Here is a 25,539-nt window from a genome sequence, read left to right on the forward strand (position 1 = left end):
TCTAAGAGTTGAATACACGGTCGAAAATCAAATCTTCGTGACGCAGGTAATAACTTGCATCAAAGATTTCATCCATCTTTTCAGAGGCAATACGCGCACTGATCTCTGGATCTTTACGAACGAGATCTTCAAAAAGCTGCTTTGTATCCCAGCTCTCCATAGCACATTTCTGTACCATTACATATGCATCCTGACGGCCCATACCGCTCTCAACGAGTCCAAGAAGTACACGCTGCGAAAAGAAAAGTCCCATTGATCCAACAAGGTTGCGATCCATATTCTCAGGGATGACGCGCAGGTTGGAAACAAGGTTGGACAAGCGATTCAGCATATAGTTCATGAGGATAGTAGTATCCGGCATAATTACACGCTCAACAGAAGAATGACTGATATCACGTTCATGCCAGAGAGCCTGGTTTTCCATAGCGGAAACAGAGTTGGTACGAATGAGGCGGGAAAGACCTGTCAAGTTTTCAGCAGAGATAGGGTTCTTTTTATGCGGCATTGCGGAAGAACCTTTCTGACCTTTGCGGAAACCTTCCTCAGCCTCTAGCACTTCGGTGCGCTGCAGGTGACGCAGTTCAACGCAAAGACGTTCAATACCACCTGCCGCAACAGCAAGAGCGGTAAAATAAGCAGCGTAACGATCACGGTTAATTACCTGTGTGGAGATTGGATCCACAGCAAGACCAAGAACTTCACAAGTGATTGATTCAACTTCCGCAGGAATCATTGCCATAGTACCTACGGCACCGGAAATTTTCCCTACACGGATGCCTTCCACCGCAGCTTTAAAGCGCGTGTAATGGCGTTTAAATTCAGCATAGAAGCCAGCCATTTTTAAACCGAAACTTGTTGGCTCTGCATGAATACCGTGGGTACGTCCCATGCACAAACGACCTTTGTTCTCATGCGCAATGTTTTTCAGGGTCTCAAGCATTGTTTCAAAGTCTTTGAGAATGATATCACCAGCGCGGGAAAGCAGAACGCCGTTAGCTGTGTCCACAATGTCGGAAGAAGTACAGCCAAGGTGGATAAAGCGAGCCGCAGGGCCTACTTTTTCTTCTACAGCAGTGAGGAATGCAATTACGTCGTGACGAGTTGTTTCCTCAATTTCTAGAATACGGTCCACGTCAAAATCGGCCTTCTCACGAATCTGCTTCATACTTTCATCATCGATTTCGCCAAGGCGGTGCCATGCCTCACAAACAGCGATTTCAACTTCGAGCCAGACGCGGAATTTGTTTTCAAGCGTCCAGAGCTGACCCATTTCGGGGCGAGTATAACGATCGATCATTTTAGCGTTCTCTTACATATGGTTGTGGTTAAAGATTGCTATGCATAAAAAAGGCAGCCAATACTGGCCGCCAAAAATTTATCAAGATGCAGAAGAAGAAGAAGAATTAGAACACCCGGAAGAACCGGATGGGATATCCTTTTTAGTGGGATTCGATGCCGCACTGTTTTTTCCATATTCGGAAACATACCAGCCACCACCTTTGAGCACAAAAGTAGTGTTAGAGATAATACGTTCGGCTACGCCACCACAGACAGGACATGTAATAGACTCATCGCCTTCAGAGCAGGATGTAGTCCATTCTTCAAAAATTTGTTCGCAAGCATTACAGCGATATTCATAAATGGGCATAAAACCCTCCATCAACAAATAAACTAAAAAAAGCTAAACAGCGGCTTCATTGTTAAAACATGAAACCGCTGCCAAGAAAAATGCCGTTTCCCAGTCTGCATAGGCAGCTGGAAAACATTATCGAACCTGTAAGCAGCCGATAATTTATCGTAAAGAAACTTATGCGTTCTTAGCAGCAATAGCTTCTTTAATACGAAGTTTCATTGCTTTTTTACGACGCTGACGACGGCGATCGAGTTCTTTCTTACGTTCATGTTTTTTATGAGCCATTATAATTCTCCTTAGCAGGCTTTTCGAAAGTCGGGATAATACAGTAGATGACCGCTGTTGTCCAGCGATGCCATAGAATCACAGTTGATTCTATTTTTCATCATAAAATCCGCTGACCAGTTCGGAACGGGGTATTTCAGCAGAATTCTCCATGTCATTCACCATATATCTTCAAGCCCCTTTTGATGCATAATAACGTGCCGCGCAACGACTGACCACAAAACAATACAAGCCAGCACAAAAAAGCCCTTGAGTTCAGACTCAAGGGCTTGAAGTATAGCAGTAGTTACCATGCAGGTATTTTTTCAACCGGTTCACTCAAAAGGAACTCGCCCTTTTGAATCCATTCTTTAAGTTTGTCTGCAATTTCAAGTGAAATAGGGTAGCTGGTCATCGGTACTGACTCAACCTTCTTACCCATAATCTCTACTTCACCGGACTTCAGTTCCTCATAGGTGCAATGTTGCAGCACACGCGGTAACCCGTTGGGATAATCATGCCCGTAATCTTTAATCGGCATCTGAATATCGCTGTCTGCAACGCCTGTATACCACGCTATTTCTTCGTTAAGAATCGGGATCGGAATACCGACACCAAGACTCATAGTGTTACCGTACCCTAAGAAACTCAGACCACGCACATATCTAGCATCCATCTGCTTCAGGTCACCTTTCAGTTCCAATGTACCGGCAGGTGAAAGCGGAATGCCGCGCTCGTTTCGTTTTGGATTAGGTACATGCTGTGTACCTGCACCAATTACGTAACCGACACCGCCGCCAAGAAATATGCGGGTACCAAGCCCAATAGTTTTAAAGAGCGGATCGTTGAATAATGGAGACAAACACCCTGCGGTTGCAAAGTTCACGTTCCGCATGTTCGGTTTTAGCGGCCCCATATACGTGTACACAATGCGACTGGTGAGGTTCACAGCAGCATTATAGTTCTGGTAGCAGTTACGCGGGTTAAGCAACTCTGCATGTGGCAAGTCGCTCAATGTAATTTCTTTTTCATACAGTTTACGAGGATAACAGTCCGTTCCGTATGCTTCAGCACGCAATGAAACAGTGCGACCAGCAACAAGATCTTCAATAACGTTACCGCCGCCGTATTTAAATTGCCCCGGATAAACTTTGTTGAGCGGATCATCTTCCCGCGGCTCTGTTGCACCTAAATACCCATCCACAGCGGCAAGTCCTGAATAGGCAGGAACACCGTTGAGGGTAACTTTGGATGTTTTAATAGTAGGCGGCTCCTGCTGCCCGATATTGAAAAGAAGACCGGATGAGCACATCGGCGAAAATGTACCGGTAGTCACAACGTCTACCTCTTTGGCAGCCTTTTCTTTACCCATTGTACGTACAGCTTCAGTCATTTCTTCTGCGTTAAGTACAACAGCTTTACCGGAACGAATTCGCTCATTAATCTCAGCAATAGTTTTATTTACTTTTGTGTGTGCCACTTCCGCGCCTCCTCAAGGAAGATATACTTTTCATGATTGATTTGATCTATATCAATGTTTGCAGATAACCTCAAGTAGTTTGCTTTCAAAAATGTGACTCTCGAACCATAAACCGTCTTATGTAATTTTCCCTTTATTTTCAGTCCCCAAAAAAAAGACAGTCCCCATTTTTCTTGCTGTAGCTTTTCAACATAGAGTTGCTACTACAAAAAAAAGACTGTCAACCACGTTGCCTGAGAACAAAATTTACATGAGCGATAGAACTTTTTTTGCGCCGGCATGATTTGGATCCATTGCCAGACATATCTGCAAATGCATTTTTGCCATCACAGGATCCTCCGCTTTATAAAAGATGAGCCCCATATTGTACGCGATGGCAGTATCTGTCCGTACGAAATCTTCATTAAGCTGAACAACTTTCTTTAAGTACGCTGCAGCCTGTACGAATTCTTTACCCTCTGCGGAAGCAATGGCAATGTTATAATAAAGGTTCTCATCTCTGCGTGAGATTTGCAGTGCCCGCTTGTACTCATAGATTGCTTCACGCCATTTCCCCTGCTTTCGCAATACAATGCCAAGGCTATTGAAGGTTTCAATATCTGCCTTATCGAGGTTATCGCCCTTGGCTCGCAATGCCTTGCGCAGATACTGCTCTGCCCGTACAGGATCGCGCTTTTCATACGCAGAGGCAATCTGCTGGGAAACATTGCCTACATAGTCTATTGCTTCTTTATTCGCCTGCCGAAGTGCACCTTCAAAATAGATATCCGCGCTTACGTAGTTACCGAGCTCAACATAGATATGGCCAATATCCAACTTACGTTCCACATTCAGCGGGCTCATCTTGTCCAACTTTGTGAGACAATCGAGCTGCCTTTTCTTTACGCCGGCAACACCGTAAAGATCTGCCAACTTCTTAAGCGGGTCCAGAAACAACGGAGCGGAATCCCCTGCTCCAAGGTAGCATTTATGCGCAAGCTCGTATTTTTTTAACCCCTTATACGCATCACCCATAACAAGAAGTGCTGCTGAAGAATCCGGCTTTGCATTGAGGACAGTTCTTCCGACTTTAGCGGCATCTTCGTATGCGCCCTGTTCCAGCATCGTCTTTGCAATATCAATCAGCTGCCCCATCTTTCCCTGCGGTTTGATGCTATGCGCAACTTTCTCAATAAAAGTATTAATCGCTATTGGCTTGGTAATAAAGTTGTCCGCCCCGAGTTCATGCAACAGTACGAACTGCTCACGCGGCGCTTCGGTCATCGTAATGAACACCTTGCATTGTTTATAATCTTCCTTGATCTTACGAACAAGAAAAGCCATTTCTTTATCCCTGTGGATACGTTCAATAAAAACTAACAGTTTTTTCCCGGCAGCAAGCTCTTTTCTAATTTGTTTAAGGGACTCTTCAACAGTACTGACTTGCGAAAAACACTTATTTCGCAATCCAAGATGCTTGTTGAGTGTTTGTCGCAAAAGCGCTGTAAAGTTGGTATCTTCAGTCAAGACTATAGCATATCCATTTTTCTTAGAAAAAAAGTCTACTATGCTAGCCTCGAACTTTCGAAATTCCATTTTAGCTAAAACACTTTCCATCGACATAAAAGCTCCAGCCCGGGCTAATTCTATCTAGACACTATCACAATCTTGCAATGGTTATTCTGCGTGCAAGCCTGATGTAAAAATGAGGTCGTAGCCGCCTCAGTGATGCGTTATCGAAATCCTTCTACAGATAACAGAATGCACTGTGGCCTTAAAGAAAGGTAGTGTGAATTATTGTGATACAGCTTTTAACAATCTATCAATATAGATAGTTTGCTATTCTGGAAGATAAAATTTCCATCTTACTTACTGTGTGCGGCACTAGGTTAATATGTGTTAATTAAAGTATCAACACCAAAAAAATGTTATTCACTATTACAAAGGTGACTACAGCCTTGCACCACAACGCTTACAGTAAACAGCATCATGGGCATGGTCACTCGTCCCGCATGAACTACATGTCATTCCTTGCAACTTTTTTTTAACGTCAGAGAACTCTTGTGAAATAACCCCAGCGAGCACAACAATCATACTGTAGCCAATCAACATAATTAATGATGCAACAGCCTTACCTAGAACAGTCTGAGGGGTTATGTGGCCATACCCAACTGTAGTCAACGTGACAATTGCCCAATAAATTGAGATCGGGATGGATGTAAAACCATTCTCCTGCCCCTCGATGACATACATCAGTGTCCCGAAGATCACTACGAGTACCATAATCCATAACGAGAGTACCGCTATCCTGCGTCTACTGTTCAGTAAAATCTGCATCATTAAATGCGTATCGTTCAAATACTGCAATAACTTTACAAGACGTAGTATCCGCAACACACGGAAAAGACGTAATAATGCCAAAGAGGGAAAGAGGGGAAAAATGATTGTGATCCATGTCGGGGCAATAGAAAGCAAGTCTATCACACCGAAAGTACTGAACATATACGATTTAGATGAGGGTGAACACCACGCACGAAGTAAATATTCTATGGTGAAAAGAACAGTAAAAAAAAATTCCAAATAATTTACCGCATACCAATATTCTGCAGCCACAGAAGGAATTGAATACGCAAGTACAACGAACACTGACATCACAATGCTTACGATAAGCAGAAGGTTAAAGACCTTGCCCGGGAGTGTATCCTGCAAGTACATTGTATTGTATACAATCTGCTTTATTGATCTTCGTTTCATTTATTTGCACCGCTTTGTTAAGTAATACCTTCCAAATAATACGAAAACGAAGCCTTCCTCCAGTATTAACTCCTTTTTTACTTACAAAACAATATCATGCGAATAGTCTTCAACATAGTATTGGTAACTAGTGCTGTGTAATTTCAACACAACCGAAGGATGTCCCTGTTTACCCCTCGACAAAGCGGACTACTTTAATTCCAGCCTGCTCATGAACCATCTCCAGACGCCATAAAAAAAGACAGAAACACCGAACAGCCGGAATCTTCTGCCTTTTATATATTCTAATATCAAAATGGTACTAACCGCTGATTACACCACCAACCGATTCTACCATAAGCTACTTTCTTTTATGTTCTTCAAGACCGTATTTTTTAATTTTACTATGCAGTGTTGCACGGGTAATCCCAAGCGCACTGGCTGCATCCACTTTCTTTTTATGTTTTTTAAGTGCCGCCTGTACAGCCCGCTTTTCCAAACTTTCAAGAGAAACATCACCGAGCGGCAAATCAACTCCGCTGGAATTTCCCCTGCTCTGCTCAAGCAAGTTTTTACGCAAGTTTGCGGGTAATTCTCTATCGGTAATGTACTCAGTAGTAGCCATAATAACAGCGCGTTCCATGGTATTTTCCAACTCTCTGATATTCCCTTGCCACGGGCAATTCACTAACGCGTCCATGGCCTGTGGAGAACATCCCACAACGCTTTTGCCGTACTTTTCGGCATAAATATTCATAAAATACTCAGCCAGCAGTGGAATATCTGCCTGCCGTTCACGCAGAGAAGGAACTTCCAATCCGATCACATTCAGCCGATAATATAAATCTTCACGAAAGGTTTTATTTGCAACTTCATCCTGCAAGTCTCTGTTTGTTGCGGCAATAACGCGAATATCTACATGCAATATTGCGTCACTGCCTACTCGTTGCAACTCGCCCTGTTGCAACACGCGCAGCAGCTTTGCCTGTAATGATAACGGGATTTCACCCACTTCATCCATAAAAATGGTGCCGCCGTTCGCTTGCCAGAACAGTCCGTCCCTACGCTTATCAGCACCGGTAAAAGCCCCCTTCTCGTGCCCGAACAACTCGGACTCAAGCAAGCTTTCACTCAAGGCTGCACAGTTAATTGTCACAAAAGGTTTATTAGAGCGCTCACTGGCCTTATACACTGCTTTAGCGACCAGTTCCTTACCTGTACCTGATTCTCCTGTAATAAGAACAGGAGCATGCGTCGGAGCGACTGTGGTTATAGTTTCCACCAGATCATGCATACGTTCACTGCTGCCAACCATGCCGAACTGGTTCTTTTCAGAATTTTTTGCCTTCAGCGAACGGTTTTCTTCAGCAAGGCGGGTATGATCAAGCATCCGTTCAATTGTAAGCTTTAACACGTCAAAATCTAACGGTTTAATAAGATAGTCATATGCACCCTGCTTCAGGGCAAGAACGGCGGTATTAATAGAAGAATATGCGGTCATAATAAGTACAGGTATTGAAGGGTTATGCTTCGCTATCTGTTTCTGGGCTGTGATTCCGTCCATACCGGCCATGCGGATATCCATAAGCACGCTGTCATATGGACGTTCCTGTGCCATCGCCACAGCTGTTTCCCCATCCGTAGCTTCTGAGACTTCATAGCCCCAATCTTCAATTATTGTTCGGAGTACAGTGCGGTGCGAGCCGTCATCATCAACAATTAAAATATGCGCTGGCATCATTATTCCTTATCCATGCAAGGTAACTGTATAACAAACCGTGTTCCTTGCCCTTTATGGGAGAACACGCGAATAATTCCGTTATGTGCTTCAATAATCTTATGCACTACAGATAACCCAAGTCCCGTACCATGAGACTTAGTCGTAAAATATGGTTCAAATATACGTTCCGCTGTCTCACTGTCCATGCCTTCGCCATTGTCTTCCACAATAACGCTTAGTGACTGTGCATCCGGAACCACAGTCACTTGCAATTCGCCGCCTTCATCCATGGCATCAAGACTGTTCAAACACAGATTAAGAATAACTTGCGAAAATCTATCGGTATCCAGCAAAACCTGCGGCGTCTCCTCAGGGATAACCACAGAGAGATGCACGTCACGCAGTTCAGCCTCCTGCGTAATTAAGCCTGTGCAGTGTTCAATAACATCCGCGATGTAAACAGGCTTCATTGTTAAATCAGAGGGGCGGGAAAGGCCTATCAATTCGGTAATAACACGATTTAATCGTTCCACTTCATCAATAACAATGGCAGCCGTTTTTTCACCGGCGCTACCTTGTGTGAATTGCGATTTAAGATAGGTTGCGCCGCCTTTGATAGAGCTGAGAGGGTTCCGGATTTCATGTGCTACACCTGCTGCAAGAGAGCCTATAGCAGCAAGCTTGCCCTTACGCTCCACTTCCGTTTGCAGACTGTGCATTTCACGCAGATCACGCATCAAAAAGACAGTACCGATAACGATGCCATGTTCATCTTTTATGACTGATCCTGTGACACCCACAGGAAGCAAGGGCAGTGCTTCTGTAGAAAGCTCTATGATCTCTTCCCGACGCAATAAACCTTCACGCGCTTTGATATAGTACGGCACAAGGCCCGGCAAAAGTACCTGCGCAGCATCGAGACCTGCTGTAATATCTCCGTCGCAGTGCAGTAGTACCCTGCTCAGTTCATTCATATATACGATTTGGTCATTACTATCTGTCACAATCAATCCATCCGGCAAGTTGTACATAACTTCCTGCACCATGGCTTGACTGCGCCCTGCTTTTCGACGGGAACGCTGGGCACGATGCGCCCAATATAAAGATAAAAAGCCGACAACCGCCAACAAAAGCACACTGCCGCTAGTAACAACAGTCTGCACGGTGCTGGCGCGCTGCAATTCGCGAAGCGGACGAGCATCCAGCCCTACATAGATAACCGGCTGTTCCTTATCTTCATCTGTCGTATTAAGAAACGAGGTTATATCATCGGCAAGGTTCTGCGTATCAACTTTCTTTTCTATGGAACGGCTAGCAGTATGCGTTTCCGATGCTTTTTTCCCCTTGCGGAACAGCTGCATAAAACGTTCAAGCGGTTTAAGCGTCGGCTCCTTTTGTAACTTCTTCCACAATTCCTTACGGGTTAATGGAGTGAACTCTCTGTAGGCTAAGAAAACCTGCCGCTCATTAGCGGTATATATTGTCGAACGCCCTTTTGCTTCAGCACGCAGTTCTTTTATATGTCGTAAAAACTGTGCCTCCATGCGTTGCAACCCTTTCGGGAAGCTGCTCTGCATGATGGTTCCGTCACTAAACGTAATGGCAATGAAAAATATTTCAGGACGGTCTGCCATTTCATCAAGTAACAGCTTCAACCGTATTGTAGAATTTTTACTCCGCAAGTCCGTGCGCACTCCCGCTTCTACAGACGTGATAAGAGACGCGCCTTTATCTTCGTACAGCCGCACGTACTCTTTCATATTCTTCTGAATGGTGTTGTAGGTAAGAAAGGCTACGCCCAATCCCACAAGTAGAACCACCCCTACTATGCAATATGGTGAAAGCAGTCTGCTTGAAGAAGTCTCATTTCGTGTATTTTTTGAACGCATAGCGCTCTCTACTCCATGCCTCTTGCGTATAAAAATGTGCTATTTAGTGCAGTTATCAATATTTTTGTTCAAATTTTAAACGTTTTCTATAAAACGTATAGTTTTTATACATAGCGTCTTTACCCCGATCTACCACAAATAGCACGATAATTTTTATCCTACTGTAATGCTAAGACAAATTGAAAAAACGTTTTTTTGGCACGCAGGTTGCTGTAGAGAAAACATAAGCAAGCTAGCTCCCCCGACTGGCTGCTGAAGCGTATAGAGCGTAGCGTCACTAAAATGAGTTCACCCTCTCATTGTATGGCAACAAAATTGTTTTCAGGAAAACGTGACGCTACGCCCTAAAAAAATACAGTGCAAAACCCTTTTACCTGCTCATTTTCATAACAGTTTTGCATATTACATATGAGGTACTCCTATGACTAATCGTCTTTTAATTGCGCTCATTCTTGTGCTCTCAGTAGCCAGCGGCACTATTGCCGATGCCACTGAAATTGCTGAGCACGAAAAAGCTACGGCGACTCAAGTGGAGCTTACAGCTATCCAGCAACAAGAAGTGCTAAGACGTAATAAGGCATACGCAGAAAAAACCCGCCCGATTCGTGAAGAACTCTGGGCAAAAAAAACTATTCTTCGCGCACTCACAACTAACCAGAATGCCGAAGTTAATGATATTCAAAAGATCGTGAACGCCATGAAGGAACTCCGCGCCAAGCTGCATGCAGAGCGTGTTGTGTTCGAAGAGGATATGATGAAAAAGTACGGCTTCATCCCCTCCACCAACTGGATTAATAAGAACGATGCGTTCCGACCCGCTGACACTGATCCTGATACCGCAACAGAAGATTCTCAGAATACAGATGACAGCACCCCTAAGACGAAGAGCTTTTTTTCGAAGCTCTTCGACTAAAAAAAACAGATTGCTGCAACATGTATATCAAACAACATACATGTTGCAGCAATACTGTGAACCCTACAGTTAATCTCACTGCAAAGTTGAGCAGAAGTTTCGATAATACGGTTTGTTCTTCACTCAAGCATCAAAAATGCATCTCCCTGCAACGGTCTTGGTAATCGCTCCGAAGCAGGGAGAGAGTGGAGATGCGGTACAAGTCGATTACCATAACCGCACTACCCCTATTGTTACATACACAATTTCAGTACCCCTGACTTTCCCGGTCAGGGGTTTTGTTTTAATATCAGGTTAGAACATGGTAGAAACTCAGTGTCATATCCCGCACAGTCATAATGAACCAACTGAAACAAGTGCCGAGTGGATACACAAAAAAATTCATGCAAAAAGTGATTCCATGCGGTATTATGCTTAAAAAAAAGCACAACGAGCCGCGCTTCCTCTGAATAATTCATTTCAGCACAAAAGACAGTTCGCCTTTCAACACCACACTACCAGTGACAGACTAAACAAAATGCACGATAGCTTATGATAACAATGTATTAATGACATAACAGTTACCGTGTAAAAAACAGACCGCAACAGACTCAGGAGTACCTTATGGTTCGCATACTTTGCTCTGTACTTTGCAGTTTCCTTGCAACTATTATTTGTCTTACCGGTGCCTATGGAGCTGCACAGCATGACTTGCCCCCTCCTGTCACAAAAGTTCTGACGCATACATGGAAGGTCTCCCCTGCATGGAAAACATCAACCTACACCTTTCATAAAGAGGAATTTATTAATCCAAGAATTGTGGAAGAAATGCAGGGGCCACTTGCGGATAGCGGATCACAGCTCATTTCCGTAAACGTTCAGAACGCTAACATCAGCAATCAATTTTTTAGTGAAGTACGAGTGCGTTCCACTACCCCAACACCGTACGTTTACTATCAGGAAGATAACAAAGAATTCGGATACTCATTCGTAGGAGCAACAACTACCGGCATCCAAATTGTACACACTCAGAGCACACAGGGGGGCTCGGGAGTATATCATAATCTTCTATTTTTCATTTTTACCGATACAGATGCCATATCGTTCGGACTGGAAGTAGTTCCTGTAACTCAGCCAACGCTCACGCTAATCGGCACGCTTCCTCTTGGAGACAGATTTACAGGCACAATATCCCTTGCCGATGACACACTTACCGTACTCCCCCCCAAAGAGTCCGCGCAGCCTCTTCCGCTCTACAGCGGAGGAATTATTCTACAATTCAAATAAAAAAGGATGAGCAACCCTGCTCATCCTTTCATTCATGCTACTTAATGGCAAAAAACAACATCCCTTTGGTTACATCAGAACTGTTAAGCCCTGTTTCCGCAACCTTAGCGATTTGTTTAAAGCCAACCTCTTCAAGCAGTGCCAGAAACTCCGTTTCCGGTATAGCGCCCCCTTGTCATTTAAACCAGCAGTCCATCGCCTGCTCACTGCACATTGCCGACCCAACTAGTATCTGATCTGCAACATGAAGCCGACCACCTTTTTTGAGAACACGATATGCCTCTTTTAGAGCACGTTTCTTATCAACTGCAAGGTTCAGCATTGCGTTTGTGGTAACTACATCAAACTGCTCATCGTAAAACGGTAACGCTGCAACTTCGACAACTTGAAATAACACATTGGTTGTTTGAGAAATTTTTTTATTACTCTGTGCCCGCTTAACCATCTCTTCTGAAATATCGACTCCCACTGACAGTCCGGAAGAGCCAACCATTTTTGCGGCTAAAATAGCATCAATACCGGCGCCGCACCCTAGATCGAGCACTTTTTCGCCTGACACAATTTTACTCAACGATAATGGATTTCCCACGCCGCAATACCACTTTGCGACATCGTCAGGTAACAGCCCGATAAGCTCTTCAGGATAATGTCCGCCCTGCAACCCTTCTTTGCCTGTTGGGTACTGAAACTGACACGCAAGAGATTCAGCAACATTTTTATATTTTCTTTTTACAACAGAAATAATTTTCTGTGCAACTTCAGCACTGGGCCTAAGCATGCTTCACCGCACTCCAGTTACTATGCGTTACTGCATTACACACAATATGACTTGATACCCGCCTCTATAAAAAACCACACGGACAATATCTGGTTAAAAACAAATATGTCTATATTTCTCTTTAAAAAACAGCATATAAGCACTCACTAACAAAAGTGCCTCCACATTGCTGCAAAGGCACTTTTAACGGCATCATCATGTACAGCCGGGATTAAGCTATAAAAGATCTGCTATTTCATCTATGGAATATAAATTGTTACGATACAGCCCGTACCCCGCAAAACGAGAATGGGCAAACTTCACATCAACAGAATCACGTAACAAACGCACAACACTTTTCAGGTGCTTGGAATGAATAAACTCCGCCAGATGAGACCCTTCAGGCTCCTGATTAGCAAGGCAAATAACAACATGCGGTCTTTTATGTAGAATTCCTTGCAGGCCGTCCTTGCCATCCACCAGACTACCCGGAAGCATAAGTTGCTTACGCTGATAAAAAATATTTTCCACTTCAGCTATTAACTCTTCCAAAGCACTTGTGCCTTCCACAAGCTTGAACAATTTTTCAAGGTACGGGATGACCCCATACGGTCCCATTAAGTTCATTGAGCCAAACCGCATGGCAAAGATGGCCAAAGCAGGGTCAGGGTCAATTTTTGCTGCTATTTTTGTCGGCAGATATACACCTAGCATGTCAAAACGCATGACAACACCAGTCGAGAACGAGCTCTGGCAATCAATGTCGGTGATATGATAATCAGTTCGCGGTGCAACCGCAGAATACGTGTTTTCCCGCATCGCTGTCTGCAAAAAGTCCTTTACTACGACTTGTTCTTCACAGGTATACACTGTCTTTTCATTGCAAGATAAATAAACATCAATACATGTCTTCAATTCAGCAAAAATCAAAACCCAACGCTCTGGGTCATTCATAAGCGTATTATCAACACTCGGGAGTTCAACATAATAGCTTTTTGTCAAGTAATTCTGGTTAAATAACATATCGTACTTACCTGCTCTTAGACGAACAATAAGTAACGCAATGCCTCTATAATAAATATGCACTTCATCCGGACGAATTTGCATATCCAGAGACGTATCTTTCCGAACAAATTCCAGAAACGGATATAGAGGGCCGTTTTCGTGCAAGTCATCCATAAATTTACTGCTCAGTTCACGGGCCATGGCAAACTCCTTTTCATAAAAAAAGCCTATTACCACTATCCCAATTACAGCAGATAAAACCTATGATAAGACAATGTATTTGTGAGCAATAAATATAAAAAAGCCCCTTGCGCCGTAACGCAGGGGGCTTTTGATTATCTATTGAATATCTCGGGAACAGGATTAGTGCATCATGAATTTCAGAACGAACAAGCCTACCAGAACGTAAGCGAGCTTAGGAATCTCGGAACGGCGACCTGTAAGGAACTTCAGTGCTACGTAGGAAGTAAGACCGAAGATAATACCTTCTGCGATGCTGAAAGTGTACGGCATCATAACGATACACAGAAATGCAGGAATTGCTTCGGTGTAGTCGTCCAGATCGATTTCACGAATCGGGCTCATCATAAACATACCTACAGTAATAAGTGCAGGTGCAGTTGCCTGAGCAGGAATTACGAGAAATACAGGAGCGATGAGAAGAGCCAGAGCAAACATACCAGCGGTTGTAACCGCTGTAAGACCTGTACGCCCGCCTTCAGCAACACCGGCTGCACTTTCTACGAAAGTAGTAACCGTGGAGGTACCAAGGCAAGCACCGGCAGTTGTTGCGATAGCGTCTGCGAACAAAGCCTGTTTTGCGTTAGGAACACGCCCCTGCTTGTCGAGCATATTTGCTTTAGCGGTAACACCGATAAGGGTACCGACAGTGTCAAACATATCCACAAACAAAAAGGTAAAGAGAACAATAACCATGTCCAGAGAGAACACCTTGGAGAAGTCCAACTGCATAAAGAGCGGAGACAGGCTTGGAACACTGAACAAATGGTCAGTATTAAAAGTGCCCAGATCAGTTACACCAAGAGGAATACCAACGATGGTTGCTGCAAGCATACCAATAAGCAGTGCGCCTTTAACTTTTTTAGAAAAGAGCACGCCGATAACGATAAGGCCGATGATACAAACCAGTGGGCCAGCAGAAGCAATGTTACCAACGGTAACAAGGGTTGGTTCGTAAGGAACAACAATACCGGCACTCTTAAAGCCGATAAGCGCAATAAAGAAGCCGATACCGGCAGAAATAGCACGCTTTAAGTTTGCAGGGATACTGTTAATAATTGCTTCACGGACGTTGGTACCAGTGAGGACAACAAAAATAACACCTTCAAGGAATACTGCTGTAAGTGCAGTCTGCCAGGTGTAGCCCATGGTAAGAACTACGGTGTACGCAAAGAATGCGTTCAAACCCATGCCCGGAGCCAAAGCGAAAGGCAGGTTTGCAAAAAACCCCATGATCAATGTACCAACAACCGCGGACACTGCAGATGCAGTAAACACCGCAGCAGGGTCCATTCCAGCAGCTCCCAGAATGACAGGGTTAACAGCCAGAATGTACGCCATAGTCATAAATGTAGTCAGGCCCGCAGTCACTTCTGTGCTTACAGTAGTGCCGTGCTCGGACAGCTTGAACGTACGCTCAAGAAATCCCTTGCTCACAACAAGATCCTCCTTACGTAGCAACCATCGTATTTCCACTCCTCAACGCTCAGTACAGTCCCCGCACATAAACGCCGCACCTTGTCAGAAGATGCTCCCTAAAATACGATTTTGCTCGTTAACAACAGCAAAGCCGACCATTGGAAGTAGGTCGGCTTGGATTCCATGCACCAAAATATATAAGAGCGCAAGAAAAGAGCTCTGTCTGTCTCAACATGTTTCACGCTCAGTGTCTCAACGTGTTTCATAAACAACGTAATTAACCATTACTACTATTTTCTAACAGCTTACATGTAAAACAAGAAAGTAAATACATAACCTCAACAGAGCAACACACTATTACTTTCCGCGAACCTGCCCCCGCTGTTATTTTCCGTATTGCTAAACCTACTTCTAAAGTAAATGCGTGCCCGCCTCTATTGCTTTTCCCATGTCCTGAAGACGTTCCCCTTGAATAGCCTGACCACGTTTTTTCTGTGTGTCCGCTAATCCCGCGTATATGAGCGAATGCTCCACTCTGTCCCAGAGCTCCCCCCACATTTTTGTTAATTATCATCTCTCAAGACAAGCATCACTACACCTTTGAGCTGGTATATATAATAGAAAAACATTGTATTAATTGTATGTTACAGTATCGCGGACATTATAGGCACGTCTGCTCCAATACAAAAAGAGATGTGAAATCATGCGCTCTGGTGACTTGCTTAAAATTGCTGCCGTCGTGGGCACCCGACCTGAGGCCATAAAAATGGCGCCGGTTCTGCAAAGTCTTGCCTCAAGGGCAGACATGGCAACATATCTTATATCTACAGGGCAACATCACTCTCAACTCGATCAGGTTTTTTCTTTTTTCGAGATAACTCCAGACGTTGATCTAGAGCTTATGAAAGTAACGCACAACCTCAATGAACTTGCTGCGAAGACATTACAAGGAATGGACATTTTATTAGAGAAATCACCTCCAGACCTTCTTTTGGTACAAGGAGATACTACTACCGCATTTGCCGGGGCGCTGGCTGCTTTCCATCATCAAATCCCTGTAGGTCATATTGAGGCCGGATTACGAAGCGGCGACTTGCAGAACCCATATCCTGAAGAGGCGAACCGTAAGCTCATCAGTGTATTCGCAACTCTTAATTTCGCTCCTACATATGTAGCTCGCAGAAATCTTTTGTCTGAGGGCGTTCCTGCATCAAGTATCGTTACCACCGGCAATACGGTAGTGGACGCGCTAAACAGCATCGCCAGCAAAGTCACTAACGTTCCCGACAAGGTAGCTCAGGTTCTTAAATCCCAAAATCGTCTTATTCTGGTGACAGCACATCGTCGAGAATCCTGGGGAAAGCCTCTTGAAAACATCTGTGCAGCCATCAACAACCTTGTACGTACATATGATGATATTGAGATCATATTTCCAATACACAAAAACCCACGGGTACGGGAAATCGTCTTTAACAGCATCACAAAACACGAACGCGTGCACATCATTGAACCTCTGGATTATTTCGACTTCATTTCCACCATGAAGCATGCACATTTAATCCTAAGCGACTCCGGAGGCGTACAGGAAGAAGCGCCCGCCTTTGGAGTACCCGTTTTAGTTATGCGCAAAACTACAGAGCGCACCGAGGCTCTTGAGGCTAATCTGTCCAGACTTGTGGGCACTGACCCTGTGGAGATAGTTACACAGGCGTCCAGCATTCTTGGAGGTGATCCAGAACCAACTAAAACTGCTGCACAACTAAACCCCTTTGGAGACGGCCTCGCTTCTGAGCGCATAGTGAACGCTATTGATGCTTGGCACCATGGTAAACTTCCATATTTAAATGAGCACGACTCTTTTCACTCCACCAAGCCCGCTCCGCCACAATAAAAGGCTAGGCAGGCGGCATTTTATAGGCGTTAGAACAACCGGTTTCATGAAATTCAAATAATTATGGGACTTATATGTTAAACGAAGTAGGCATAATTTTATTTTTGGTACTTAAGATCATCTTTATTGGGGTTGCATTCATATTTGTCATCAGTGGCATAGATGAATTCTTCATCGACCTCTGCTACATCTTCCGAGGAGCTTACCGACGGCTGTTCATAACAAATCACTACAAGCGACTTACGGAAGAACAATTATTAGCCAAACCGGAACAGTCTGTTGCCATTATGATCCCCTGCTGGGATGAATCTGCTGTAATTCGGCGCATGCTGGAAAACACTATCAAGACTGTGACCTACAGTAACTACACCATTTTTGTAGGAACGTACCCGAATGATCCGGCGACCCAGCGGGAAGTAGATCTGGTGCGCGAAAAATACTGCAATGTGGAGCGCATTGTTACCCCGAATGACGGTCCTACCAGTAAAGCAGATTGTCTCAACTGGCTGTATGCGGGCATACTCGCTTTTGAAAAAGATAATAACAAAAAATATGATATCTTTCTTATGGAAGATCCTGAAGATATTCTTCATCCACTCCAGTTGAAACTGTGTAACTATATCATCCCAAAGCTCGATATGGTTCAGTTGCCAGTACATCCTATGCCACGGCATTGGACTAATTTCACAGGCAACCACTATATCGATGAATTTGCCGAAAACCATACCCGTGACCTCATCGTGCGCGAAGCCCTCACGGGCTCTCTGCCTTCAGCCGGCGTAGGTACAGCAGTCAGCCGTAATACCATAAAAACGATCGCTGAAGAAAGAGACCATCAACCTTTCGACACTAACTCGCTTACCGAGGATTACGAATTCGGTCTAAAAATTAAGGACTTTGGTTTCAAACAAGCTTTTGTACGCCAGTGGGTTTGGCGAAATAAAATGGTCAAAGACTTTTTTACACGCAAGCCAAAACAAAAACAGGTAAAAGAATTCATATCCATCCGCGAATACTTCCCTAATACATTCAAATCCTCTGTACGGCAAAAAACACGATGGGTTATGGGAATCTCTCTCCAAGGCTGGAAGAGTCTCGGGTGGCATGGCGGCTTGCCGTCACGGTACATGTTATGGCGTGACCGCAAAGCAGTTGTGACCAACCTTGCCAACTTCATAGGTAACATTTTGTTCGTCCTGATTTTGGTGCTGCTCACCTATAACATTCTGACTAACGCTTATCGACTTCCACCGTTAGTAGATGATTCCGCATGGATGACCGCCGTAATCTTCATTTGTCTCTTTTTCTTATTCTGGCGAATCATTATGCGTATTCTGTTCGTAGTGCGCACGTACGACTGGTTTCAGGGAATTCTATCTGTTCCGCGCCTGTTCTGGGGCAACATTATCAACTTTATTGCCACGATCAAAGCTATCTCAAAATACATTAAAATACGTTCCACAGGACAAAAGTTTACATGGGACAAAACAGACCATGTATACCCTTCCGAAGAAGAATTGCGCGCTTACCGCCGCAAACTGGGCGACCTGCTCCTTGATCGACGCTTCTTAACCATTGAACAATTAGACCACGCACTGGAAATAAAAGAGAAAACAAACAAAAGGCTGGGGGAAGTCCTTATCGAACTTGGGTATATTACTGAAGATCAGCTCGTTCAGACTCTAGGAGTACAATTCAAAGTAGCGACGCAGGATATTGATCCTTACAGTACTCCGCCTGAACTACTGGATTTGGTTCCTTTCAAATCAGCCGTTAAATATAATGTGTATCCGCTTGCCGTAGAAGGCGGACAACTCATTGTCGCCACAAACGAAATAATTGATGAATCGTCCCTGCGTGACCTTGAACAGGAGCTTGGTCATTTCATAGCATTGCGTCTCGCAACGCGGAGTGACATTTCCTTCGCTATTCGGAGAGGCTATGAGCGACGATTGACATTAAAAAAATCTGATTTCCTTGGCAAAAAGCTTGTTGATGAGGGACAAATTTCCTCAGAACAACTTGCTGAAGCTCTTCGCGCTCAAAGGCGTCGATACCATCCTTTAGGCGAAGTCCTGATTCGCCAACAAGCCATAACAGAAGAAACTTTTGCCAAAGCTAACAGTGAATTTTTAGCACAAGATGAATTTAAGAGAATAGGTGAATTTTTATTAGGCAAAGGCTATATCAATGCCAAACAATTGAATATTGCCCTTACCGAGCAACAAGACAGCTGCCCGTTATTGGGTGAAATACTCATCGAACAAGGAGTTATTTCACCGGATAACCTTGATCACTTCCTAAGCACTTGGGAGATCAATTAATGTATCGATTCATCTCTATCCTCAGTTTACTACTGTTACTCTCCACCGCGTGCGCGGCTTCCGCGCAAGATGCTGCAGATAAAAAAGGCTGGATAAAACAGCAAATCACCGACATCAAGGTATACCCTTACAAAGATAAGGCATACCAATATGTTAAAGAAGGCAAGCTTAAAGAGGCAGCAATAGAATTTGTGAAAGCTCTGGAAGTCGATCCCAGCGATGCAAAGGTGCGCCTAGATTACTGCCAAGTGCTGTATGATCAGGGGCAATATGCTGAAACAACGGTCCAAGCCCTGGAAGTTCTGAAAAGCCTCCCTGACAATGCTAATGCCCTTATGCTGGGAGCCAGTTCTTTGCAAAAACTTGGGCGCAATACCGAAGCGCTGGATCTTTTACTGGGGACGCTCAAGAAAGGTAATCTCACAGAAGCTGCGCGGAAAAATGCCTTTGTGAGCGCGGTCAACCTGTTGATCAAAGAGAAAGACTATGCGCTCCTGCTCAATATAATCGAGAACGAAGGCTCCATTCTTTCTCCGGCAAAACGCTCATACGTACTCGGCTTGGCTTATAAGGGTGCTAAACGTCCTGCTGAAGCCAGAGCTGCTTATGAACAGGCTCTGTCTATTACAGGAGATGCTGGTCTCTCCCGTAAAGACCGTCTAGTGGCACTAAGTGATCTGGCAGATATCCTTATGAAGGAGCGTGCATTTGGTAAGGCCCAAACAATGTTAATTGAAGCTCATGCCATTGATCCAAAAATGACGTCTATTCCCTACCGTCTGGCTGAAATTTCTTATGAAACAAAGCAATACGACAAGGCTCTGCAATGGATTGATATGTCTCTAAAACAGAAACAGGCATCAACCCATTTGCTTCTCAAGGCATTTATTCTTGAAAAACTTGGTAAAGGTGATCAGGCTATAGAAATTTTTGACAATCTTACCAAAGCTGCCACAACAAAACCTCAACAAGCTAAATTACTTACCCAAAAAGGTTTCGTGGCCATGAAATTAGGCCACCATGAAATGGCAATTAAAGCTTTTGAACAGTCATTAGCAATTCTGCCGACTGCTGAAGCTATGCGTGCATTAGCAACAGCTCAGGGGCTGAACGGCGAGTGGCCGAAGGCCGTTGAAACATACAAGTTACTTCTTACCGAGTTAGAGTCTGGTCAGGAGAAGGCGCTGACCCATATGCAGCTCGGGACAGCCTATACGAAAGTTGGTAAAACAACCGAAGCTATCTCCGAATTATCTAAGGCAGTCAGTTCCGGCCTTCTTTCACCGGAAGACCAAGAAAACGCACTGCAGGATCTGGGTTTTCTGTACTATAATGATGAGCAGTATCCTGCCGCAAGGCAAGCCTTCCTGTCAGCATTAGCTGAACAGCCCAACAATCGTAAAACCTTACTGGCTCTGGGGCGCACACAAGTCCGTGCCGGCGAATATAAAGATGCTATCAAGACGCTGAAAAGGCTCTATGCTCAGAATCAGGAGCTTGAGGTTTCAATGCTGCTTGCTAATGCGTATGAAAAAGACGGGCAGCGGGAGCAGGCTCTAACAGTCTATAATGCCCTTCTGGACAGTCGTCAGGCACGCGGTGACGATGCGATGATAATCTTGGAACGTATGGCCACTATTGAAGGTTTGCATGGCAAATTAAGCAGAGCCGGTGACCTTTATCTTAAAGCCTACGAGGCAGCCAAGGGAAAAGACACAGCCCTTCTTCTACGAGCTGGTGAATCATATTATTCAGCGAAACAGTACGATAAGGCCTTACGAGTCTTTAAGCGGTATATTGATAACTCATCCGGTACAGACAACTTTGAAGCATTAAGCATGATGGGTACCATCTTCTCTAAACGAGGCAGATTGGAAGAGGCTGCCGCGGCATACCGCAAGGCCCTTAAATCTAAGAATCTTACCCCGAAACAACGCCGCACCCTTCTCGTTAATCTTGGCTATATTTATATATCCATGGACAAAATTGACACCGGGGTAAATTACATGCGCCAAGCTATAGCCGTTGGTGGCGAAGATCCACGCCTCCGGTTGGATATAGGACAGGCTCTCTACCGTGCTAAGTATTACCCTGAAGCTATTCAGGAACTTAGACGTGCCAAAGAACTTGGAGTAGGCTATGAGGCGGATTCAGCTCTGTCCGTTTGCTACGAAAAGGCTAACAAGCCCGGTCTGGCTCTTTACTACTTGAAAGAGGTAGAACGGAACGCACCTAAGTCTGTGCTGGAAAGTTCGCCTGATTTCTATAGCCAGATGGCCTACTTGTATACGGTCGAAAAAAGTTACTCCAAAGCTATCACCTATTACGAAAAAGCATTATGCATTGCGCCTAGCCCCTTAAACACCTTCAAGCTTGGGCAGGTACAACGTCTGTCCGGTAATCTTGAAGCAGCCGGGGCGACGCTGCTCACGGTCAATCCTGAACAACTGGAGACGCAAGACACACGTGCCTTATACTACGAAGAACTTGGCCGCGTGTATAAAGGTACAAATCAGTTCGACAAGGCTCAGGAATCGTTCCGCAAAGCCATTGCTGAAAAACCAAACGCTGAAGAGTTTTACCTGCTGGGTCAGGCTCAAGAAAGTTCCGAAGACCTCGAAGGAGCCATTGAGTCCTATCAGGATGCTGTCGAGCTAAACCCTGCCGATGCCTATAGAATATCTCTTGGGTACGCATATTACAAAAGCGAAAAACTCGAAAAAGCGGCAACTATCTTTGAAGACATTCAACAGAAAGACCCTGACTATATTAACCTTACCGAAGATCTTGCATACATAAACAAACAACTCTACCGAAATGATGCTTCAGTTGAGTGGTTTAAAAAGTCTATTGATAACGCTCCGTTCTATCCTGATGAAACAGAAGCATCTCTCAGAAGAAAGATTTATGACTTCAAAGAAGAGATCCGGTACATCACCAATCGCTGGGATATCACCGGCTTTTACTCCTACTCACCGGATGACGACAACTTCATTACAGATGCGCAGGGCATTCAGGTTGGCGTGCTTGATAACACCGCTGGTGTAGAAGTCGGTTACATTCCACCAAAAATCGGTTTCCGAAACGGAAAGATCTTTGAAATCATTGGTCGAATAAGTACAAATCGCCAAAAAAATGGAATCGTAGATTTTGAGGCAGATTCAACCCAAGGTGCCGTAGGACTGCGCTACAAACCGTTTACCGAAGCAAACATTGCCTTGGGTGTAGAACGGCTGTTCAAAATTGGAGAGGACGCTGAAGATAATACTCTATTAAGAGCCATGGGTTCCTGGGACTACGGCTGGGCTATGCGAGCCGCAGAAGCGAATTGGAACTACACCTTTGTATACTCAGAATTCGATGCATATGTTCAAGATGATAAACGCACGGCCTTTTTAATCCACGGCCGTCAGGGCTGGACATGGAACATACACGATGAGCTGCTGGTTACTCCTCACCTCTATGCAACATACAAGGAAGAGTCTCCTGATAGAAATAATCTTAGCCACGTTGAAGGCGGACCGGCACTTTCCCTCCGCTGGCTCGAAGGTGAAGATGAATACGAATCCTACAAACGTGAGTGGGAAGTACTGCTTCGGTACACTATTGGCAAATACACAAAGAACATTAGTGACGACTATAACGGATTAAGCGTCATTTTAAGACTAAACTTCTAGAGAGTACACTATGATAAGCCGTCTTCGTATCTTTCTGGCCGCTAGTATTCTGATTTTGCCTTTCATTCTGCCGACATCCGGCTTTGCTATGCAGGGCATTTCAGGAACCTTTTTCCAACCGACAAACGCCATGAAAACATGGGACAACGAAACTTGGGATACTCTTTTTAATACGTATCGATGTCTGGGGCTTTCTGAAATTATTGTGCAGTGGGTAGTCTATGAAGACACCTCGGATAATTATGAAAAAAACACATATGAGTATGATCTATCTGTCATCAGTAAAATTATGGAACATGCTGAACAGAACGGTATGGATGTTACTATAGGTGGAGTGTTCCTTAACTCCTTCTGGAAGCGGATTGAAACTGATCCGGAACTGATAAAAGTTCACCTTATGCGTATCCGCAAAGGCACCGCTGAAGCAATTAAACGCATTGCACCGCAGCTACAGTGTTCCCCAGCCTTTGCTGGTTGGTATGTCTCTCAGGAAATAGATGATCGGACATGGCTGGACAAAAACTATACCGATATCCTTTGTTCCTTTATTAAAGATCTCCACGGAGACCTAAGCACTCTGGTTCCCAATAAGCCTATGTCCATCTCAGCCTTTTCCAACGGATGGGCTTCACCAGAAAGATTAGGACAATTCTGGCGAACTGTAGCTGACACCACAGGAGTGGGACGTGTATTATTTCAGGATGGAGTGGGCGTAAAGAAACTGACTGTTAAAGAAGTGCCGCTTTACCTGAAAAAAATGCAAGAAGAAATGCAAGGTGCGTGTTGCACTCTCCAACCAGTACTCGAAATATTTACGCAGCTGGAAGGAGACAAGTTCACCGCTGAACCTGCACCCCTGAAACGCATCCGTGAACAACTGCATGAAGAATTACCATTTGCTCCAAACGGCGTAATGCTATTCAGCGTTGCCGAATACATGAGTCCGATTGGCGGAGAAAAAGCCGAAGCGCTTCTTCAGGAAGTACTTCATAACAAGTAATGTGCTGGAATTTAAAACTAACGTTTCCTCCATTGGAACCATTAAATTCATGCTCATGGCATGTAGAGACATTTTACTTAGTTAGGTCAAGACCATACCCCAGAAAAAGCCCTCTCCGTTTCCACGTTGAGGGCTTTTTTTATAATAAATTGAAGGTAAGCTGCCGCATAGATGGAGGACAACAAGTAACAACTGTCTCATAAAAGTATCTTACGCAGGCCAAAAGTACTACTTGTCAATGCTCACACGATTTCTTCCATTGTCCTTACTCACGTGCATCTGATCAACAGCCCGCAGTAATACAGAATGCATATCTTCACCTTTCTCAGCAACCACTCCGCCCAATGATGCAGTGACCTTGATGATGGCTCCCTCATATTTCAACGAACTTTTTTCAATTAGCTTTCGTATATTTTCTGCAATGGTTAACAACTCTTCAGTACTAATATTAGGAAGAATGAGTAGAAACTCACCTCCACCCCAATGCGATACCGTATCAACTTCCCGCAGTTCTGAAAGAAAAGAATCGACAGCCATACGGAGTACATTATCCCCGGCAGAGTACCCCCACCTTTCATTAACATCCTTAAAATCATCAAGACCAACAAACAATACGCCATAAGTAGAGTTATCATTAATCGCCTGATAACGAACACGATCTAAAACATTTTCACCAAATTCTCTGTTACCAATTCCAGTCAGCTTGTTTTGCAACACTATTTCACGTAATTTTTTAAGATCTGATAAAAAATCATCCCGCGAAACCACCACTGAAAAAAATTGAACAGCTCCAATTATGTTTCCATTACCATCTTTTAGAGGAGAAGCTTTTAGCACCACAGGTACAAGCTGCCCATTTTTGTGATGCAAAAAAACAGAGGCCTCTGAAAACTTGTCTTCTTCAATAGCGGCGGTAAGGGGACAACCGTCGAAGCATAACGCTCTGCCTTCAGCGTCAACATGGTGCAACAAATTCTCAGGACAGCATCGGCCAAGCACTTCTTCAGCTGCATATCCTGTCAATTTTTCCGCCTCGTTGTTCCAAAATAAAACTTTACGTGTTCTATCAACAACATAGACACCACCAGCGAGAGTACGTAGGGCTTCTTTATACGAATCCTTTTCCATCAATCTCCCCCTAATCATAAGCGTTACGTTACTCACCTATTAATATCCAGCGCAGCCCCAAAAGCAATTACATCTTTCAAAGAAGCAGAGCACTCGTCATATTCTTAGCATTGAGTAACAAAGAAATCTCTACACGACTGCGGCGAAATAACATTCGGGCAGTTATATAAAAATATCCCACTATCCCTACCAATAAAGAGAGGGAAAGTGGGATATCAATT

General features: G+C 44.3%; 17 protein-coding genes. 6 read left to right on the forward strand and 11 right to left on the reverse strand.

The window, feature by feature from the left end:
* Position 1: 1 nt before the first annotated feature.
* The 7 genes from purB to F461_RS18645 form a co-directional block, all read right to left on the reverse strand.
* Complete coding sequence (purB, locus tag F461_RS0108330; RefSeq protein ID WP_020000697.1) at positions 2–1,297, reverse strand: adenylosuccinate lyase; 1,296 nt, start codon at positions 1,295–1,297, stop codon at positions 2–4.
* 81 nt (positions 1,298–1,378) lie between these two features.
* Positions 1,379–1,648 carry an FmdB family zinc ribbon protein gene (locus F461_RS0108335; protein ID WP_020000698.1) on the reverse strand — a complete coding sequence of 90 codons (270 nt, stop codon included), beginning with the start codon at positions 1,646–1,648 and terminating at the stop codon, positions 1,379–1,381.
* Positions 1,649–2,204: 556 nt separating this feature from the next.
* On the reverse strand, positions 2,205–3,377 hold the full coding sequence (locus F461_RS0108345) for a homocysteine biosynthesis protein (RefSeq protein WP_020000700.1): 1,173 nt from the start codon (positions 3,375–3,377) through the stop codon (positions 2,205–2,207).
* A 246-nt stretch (positions 3,378–3,623) separates the two neighbouring features.
* Complete coding sequence (locus F461_RS0108350; RefSeq protein ID WP_020000701.1) at positions 3,624–4,979, reverse strand: tetratricopeptide repeat protein; 1,356 nt, start codon at positions 4,977–4,979, stop codon at positions 3,624–3,626.
* 327 nt (positions 4,980–5,306) lie between these two features.
* Positions 5,307–6,110 carry an ion transporter gene (locus F461_RS0108355; protein WP_020000702.1) on the reverse strand — a complete coding sequence of 268 codons (804 nt, stop codon included), beginning with the start codon at positions 6,108–6,110 and terminating at the stop codon, positions 5,307–5,309.
* A 340-nt stretch (positions 6,111–6,450) separates the two neighbouring features.
* Positions 6,451–7,830 (reverse strand): sigma-54-dependent transcriptional regulator, encoded by a 1,380-nt coding sequence (locus F461_RS0108360; protein WP_020000703.1) that lies wholly within the window; start codon positions 7,828–7,830, stop codon positions 6,451–6,453.
* Positions 7,830–9,698: an ATP-binding protein gene (locus F461_RS18645; RefSeq protein WP_020000704.1), complete on the reverse strand. Its 1,869-nt coding sequence runs from the start codon at positions 9,696–9,698 to the stop codon at positions 7,830–7,832. The genes F461_RS0108360 and F461_RS18645 overlap by 1 nt, the downstream gene beginning before the upstream one ends.
* A 421-nt stretch (positions 9,699–10,119) precedes the next feature.
* On the opposite strand from F461_RS18645, the gene F461_RS17510 reads away from it, so the two are divergent.
* Together F461_RS17510 and F461_RS0108375 are read left to right on the forward strand one after the other, a co-directional pair.
* A complete protein-coding gene (locus tag F461_RS17510) occupies positions 10,120–10,611 on the forward strand; it encodes a hypothetical protein (RefSeq protein WP_020000705.1) in 492 nt (163 codons plus the stop codon).
* Between the two features lie 603 nt (positions 10,612–11,214).
* Complete coding sequence (locus F461_RS0108375; protein WP_020000706.1) at positions 11,215–11,877, forward strand: hypothetical protein; 663 nt, start codon at positions 11,215–11,217, stop codon at positions 11,875–11,877.
* A gap of 37 nt (positions 11,878–11,914) precedes the next feature.
* On the opposite strand, the gene F461_RS17515 is transcribed toward F461_RS0108375, so the two are convergent.
* The 3 genes from F461_RS17515 to F461_RS0108390 all read right to left on the reverse strand — a co-directional run bounded on the left by F461_RS17515 (position 11,915) and on the right by F461_RS0108390 (position 15,316).
* A complete protein-coding gene (locus F461_RS17515) occupies positions 11,915–12,655 on the reverse strand; it encodes a methyltransferase domain-containing protein (protein ID WP_272483551.1) in 741 nt (246 codons plus the stop codon).
* 216 nt (positions 12,656–12,871) lie between these two features.
* A complete protein-coding gene (locus tag F461_RS0108385) occupies positions 12,872–13,840 on the reverse strand; it encodes a hypothetical protein (protein WP_020000708.1) in 969 nt (322 codons plus the stop codon).
* Between the two features lie 162 nt (positions 13,841–14,002).
* Positions 14,003–15,316, reverse strand: coding sequence for an NCS2 family permease (locus tag F461_RS0108390; RefSeq protein WP_020000709.1), 1,314 nt, complete (start codon positions 15,314–15,316; stop codon positions 14,003–14,005).
* Between the two features lie 685 nt (positions 15,317–16,001).
* Here F461_RS0108390 and wecB point away from each other — a divergent pair.
* The 4 genes from wecB (at position 16,002) to F461_RS0108415 (ending at position 24,190) form a co-directional block, all read left to right on the forward strand.
* Positions 16,002–17,189, forward strand: coding sequence for a non-hydrolyzing UDP-N-acetylglucosamine 2-epimerase (wecB, locus tag F461_RS0108400; protein ID WP_020000711.1), 1,188 nt, complete (start codon positions 16,002–16,004; stop codon positions 17,187–17,189).
* A gap of 74 nt (positions 17,190–17,263) precedes the next feature.
* A complete protein-coding gene (locus F461_RS0108405; RefSeq protein ID WP_020000712.1) occupies positions 17,264–19,513 on the forward strand; it encodes a glycosyl transferase family protein in 2,250 nt (749 codons plus the stop codon).
* Positions 19,513–23,190: a tetratricopeptide repeat protein gene (locus F461_RS0108410; RefSeq protein ID WP_020000713.1), complete on the forward strand. Its 3,678-nt coding sequence runs from the start codon at positions 19,513–19,515 to the stop codon at positions 23,188–23,190. The genes F461_RS0108405 and F461_RS0108410 overlap by 1 nt, the downstream gene beginning before the upstream one ends.
* Positions 23,191–23,200: 10 nt before the next feature.
* Positions 23,201–24,190: a DUF4434 domain-containing protein gene (locus tag F461_RS0108415; protein WP_020000714.1), complete on the forward strand. Its 990-nt coding sequence runs from the start codon at positions 23,201–23,203 to the stop codon at positions 24,188–24,190.
* Positions 24,191–24,418: 228 nt separating this feature from the next.
* On the opposite strand, the gene F461_RS0108420 is transcribed toward F461_RS0108415, so the two are convergent.
* Positions 24,419–25,318, reverse strand: a complete 900-nt coding sequence (locus F461_RS0108420) for a sensor domain-containing diguanylate cyclase (RefSeq protein ID WP_020000715.1) — start codon at positions 25,316–25,318, stop codon at positions 24,419–24,421.
* Positions 25,319–25,539 lie beyond the last annotated feature (221 nt).

This window comes from Halodesulfovibrio aestuarii DSM 17919 = ATCC 29578, assembly GCF_000384815.1.
Lineage (GTDB): Bacteria > Desulfobacterota > Desulfovibrionia > Desulfovibrionales > Desulfovibrionaceae > Halodesulfovibrio > Halodesulfovibrio aestuarii.